The following is a 3682-nucleotide window of genomic DNA, read 5'->3' on the forward strand; positions in this document are numbered from 1 at the left end:
TTAAATCATTACAAAACGCATAAGCGTTTTAACCTTTTATAACGGGTTGTGGATAAATACTATATGGTCTGTAAGTTATGAACAGGATGATTTCTTACTTAAGTAGGTTGTCCGAATGAGCGTATATTTATACATAGAGTGATATGATGATGGTGGGGGTTTTGATGGTAGAAGACATAGCCCAAGCGAAGGCGCGGGAGCTTTTCTTTTATATTTTAGAAGGAAGCTGGAGTATAAAAAGCAAGGTTTACTATTGTGAAATATTCAGATGGTGAAAATAACGACACAAGGGTGCAGACGATGTTATCCAAAGGATCTAGTGGTTATTATGTCGAAAATTAAAGCAAAATAAATATATGTGGGGGTAATAGTGTGAAAAGGATTAAAAAACTTGAGTTAACAATACTTTTATTAATTATTGTTATTTATATCATGTTTTTTGTATTTCTATATTTGCGTGTTGATGATTGGAGTGTTAGCGGATCTTTAGGAGATTCTTTTGGTATTCTTAATACTTTGTTCTCTGGAATTGCTCTGGCAGGAGTTATTTATACTTTGAATCTTCAGCGTAAGGATTCTCTGTTAAAAATAAAGCCTTTACTTGCGATTGAGCTAATAGAAACTAAAGGAGTCTATAAAGTGGTGGTAACAAATATAGGTTATGGGACAGCCTTGAATATTGATTTTTCATCTACAAATGATGGTGAATACTCAATTGACTTTATAGGTAAGCGGATTATGAGCATAAAACCAGCAGAAACAAAAGATCTGGATATTGTTCCTTACTTTGGTGAGACTGTAATGAGTGAAGAATGGAAAGCTCATCTTTACCCTGAATATGCGAATGATATTATTAAGGTGACTATTCTGTATAATGATATTGAATTTAATGTATTGAAGCAGTCTTTTGACCTTGGCCTTGGGGATCTTAAAGTTACAATGACAGAATACATAAAGTGAAATGCTTCTTTATTGGATGTTGTCTCTTTGATCTCTAAAGATCTAACGCTTCTAGTTTTCCAAATCTCAGTTACTTCACCATAAAAACTATGAAGACGAGTTTGCGGTCTTCTTTTTTTGTGGTTTTTTTCTTATCTTCAGCCCGACATCCTCGGCTGTTTTGATTATAGCTTGAACTAACTCTTCAGATTCTTTAATACTCAACTTCATCTTAAATCCCTCCCATGGTCTTAGTATTGACAAGTGGAAAAACATGCATACCTCTCCCCTACTCCATCATATAAATAAATAAGTCTGCAACACCGCAACAGTGTTACTACGTAAATCCTTTAAAAAGGCGGGAGATATATGGCAGGGGATAGAAAAGAACGAAGCGATAAAAAAAGACCGGTCGCTCCTTATATAAGTGCAGGTGCATATGAACAAATCGCTCGGGTTGGTTATGTATGTGATCTTCCGTTAAAAACGATCGGAGAAATGTTGGCCAGAGAAAGTCTAAAATCGAAGGAACTCCTGGATAGCATCAAATTGAATTTCAGAAGAGATTTTATCGTGGACGAGTATCAGTATTGTTTAGGCAATGCTGATAATAAACCATTTCGAATGACATTTATCGGAGAGAAAAAAAGATTGGCCATGAGATTTTATAGCTTTGAACATGAGAAGTATGCAGCATTATCTTATGCTCTGGATTGCTCTCTTCAGATGGCCGTAGGATACGTAATTGAAACGGCAGTAGGACGAAAGGATATTCTGTTCCCCGTATTGGGTAAAGGGATCATTCGAGACTTGGATACGAAGCGAATTGAACAGCTGCGTTATGTCTGCAGATACTTAGACCAACGAAGCCCAGATGTACATCTCACTCTTCCTATGGTAATGACTCATATAATAAGTGGTAGCCTCTCAAACCAGACGAAAATATATAAAACTATTGATGCATGGAGTCAGTAAATACCACTAAATCATTTTAGACCAGCCAGATTAGATTATTTGTTTCATTTCTTCGTAAGTTCCCCCAGCAGCTCACACTTCGAGCTGTTTTTTTATTTAACTTAAATCCGATCTCCAAGTTTGTAAGTAATGCCATGAGTACTTAAAAATGCTTAAAAATGGCCTGAAAATATAAGTTCAGCTTGAAATTAAAAACCCCAAATACATGAATACCACTTTTATTAGAATTTGGAGCAGCTAAAAGACTTATGTAAGTGAAGGGTATCGCCGCGATGTGCGTTAAGACATGGATCCGGATTACTTATGATGAAGTATCAGGGGGGTTAGACAGGATAAGGTTCGACAGGGAACGCTATTTTGTTATAAACCCAAATCAAAATGCTTATCATGCAGTATCAGAACAAACGCAAAGTCATTACGCGGCACTGATAAAAATGATAGCTGCTCTTCTTATATTGTATGTAGCTAGTTATGGAAGGAGGGAAAATGAATGATGGACAAGCTAAAATCCTTGGGGAGTAAGTTCTTGACGGACATCAAAAATGTTGGTTGTAGAGCGAGGGACTTCTTTAAGACAAAAGAAGGTAAACAATTACTCATCCATATACTCCAATTAATAATCATATTGAGTAAAGCTTTAACTGGGATGTAACTTAAAAGCCCGAATTTGATCTATGAGTTCAAATTCGGGCTTTTTTTTCTCGTATCTATTAAGTTGATTCGAAACTATTCGGCGGATCCACCCATTTCGTTTTTTAGTCTCTCTTCTATTCTTTCACTAACATATTTTTTTACAAACAAATCTCTCTTTAAAATATCTTCTTCCTTCCTAAACAAACCGACCTTCATAAGTCGTTCAGAAGGATCTTTCTTGGACCATTCTTCTAAAGCTTCTATTTCAAGTTCTAACCTTACTCGATTGTTTGTAATACGATCAGTAATTTCCTGTTGCCTTGCTGCCAATCGATCAGATTCAGATCTCTCCAGTAATATCAACTTTTCACCTAAGATTTCTTCTCTTATTTTTTGTGTTTGCTCATTAAGCATGTTCTGCATTTCTTTTTTAAATCCAGTCTGCAGCTCTGCAAGTATAATTTCGGTGGTTAGTTCGTTTCCAGTACTCGGGTATTCGTCTGGGAATGGTCGCAACTCAAACGGTGGTGTATCCTTCAGGAAATTGTAAATAGCGCTTAGGGTCCATCCCTTTTGTTTCATTTCTAGAATCTGATAGCCAATCTTTAGATCAAGACTATCATAAATCTTATGTCCACTTTCGAGACGGTTTACATAATGTATTTTTTGCTTTTCCAAGTTTTTAAAATATGTGTTTACAGTCGTATAATGCACTTCTAATTTGTCAGCAAATTCGGTTAGTTGCCAAAAAGTCTCTTCGGACACGGGAAAAACACCTCTCTTCAAGGCTATTAATAGCGTAAAGGCTAGCGCTAGTCAAGTGCAACTAGTTGATGACTAGCGGAATGTTTAGTAGTAGTTGACTATTAATCTATTATTGATAAATCGCCGTTATTATAAACCTTTACAGGACTCCAAGGTGATAACCCTTGATTTAAAAGGATAACTAGCCTATTAATAGTCACTAGTCTAGCGCTAGTTAATGATCAATTGATGATAGATTGCTATTATTGTGTTGAAATCATCTATTAATGATGCTATAATTTCTTTTAGAGGCAAAATGATGCAAATTGATGCAATATGAATCAAAATGTCACATTGTGTCCCAATATGACCCTAATAGGGGGAGGAGGAA

At 35.9% G+C, this 3682-nt stretch carries 3 protein-coding genes; 2 read left to right on the top strand and 1 reads right to left on the bottom strand.

What is annotated here, in order from left to right:
* The first annotated feature begins 372 nt into the window (after positions 1-372).
* Together C3B52_RS35225 and C3B52_RS35230 are read left to right on the top strand one after the other, a co-directional pair.
* The gene (locus C3B52_RS35225; RefSeq protein WP_103110962.1) at positions 373-960 is read left to right on the top strand and encodes a hypothetical protein; all 588 of its coding nucleotides are present in this window, start codon (positions 373-375) and stop codon (positions 958-960) included.
* 348 nt (positions 961-1308) lie between these two features.
* Positions 1309-1914 carry a hypothetical protein gene (locus tag C3B52_RS35230; protein WP_103110963.1) on the top strand — a complete coding sequence of 202 codons (606 nt, stop codon included), beginning with the start codon at positions 1309-1311 and terminating at the stop codon, positions 1912-1914.
* 726 nt (positions 1915-2640) lie between these two features.
* Here the strand turns inward: C3B52_RS35230 and C3B52_RS35240 are convergent.
* Complete coding sequence (locus C3B52_RS35240) at positions 2641-3312, bottom strand: hypothetical protein (RefSeq protein WP_103110965.1); 672 nt, start codon at positions 3310-3312, stop codon at positions 2641-2643.
* Positions 3313-3682 lie beyond the last annotated feature (370 nt).

Origin of the sequence: Brevibacillus reuszeri, from assembly GCF_002897295.1 — a bacterium.
GTDB lineage: Bacteria > Bacillota > Bacilli > Brevibacillales > Brevibacillaceae > Brevibacillus > Brevibacillus reuszeri_A.

Bases quoted from the DNA above. Each gene is read 5' to 3' on its own strand.
- C3B52_RS35230 (WP_103110963.1), top strand. From the start codon at position 1,309: ATGGCAGGGGATAGAAAAGAACGAAGCGATAAAAAAAGACCGGTCGCT.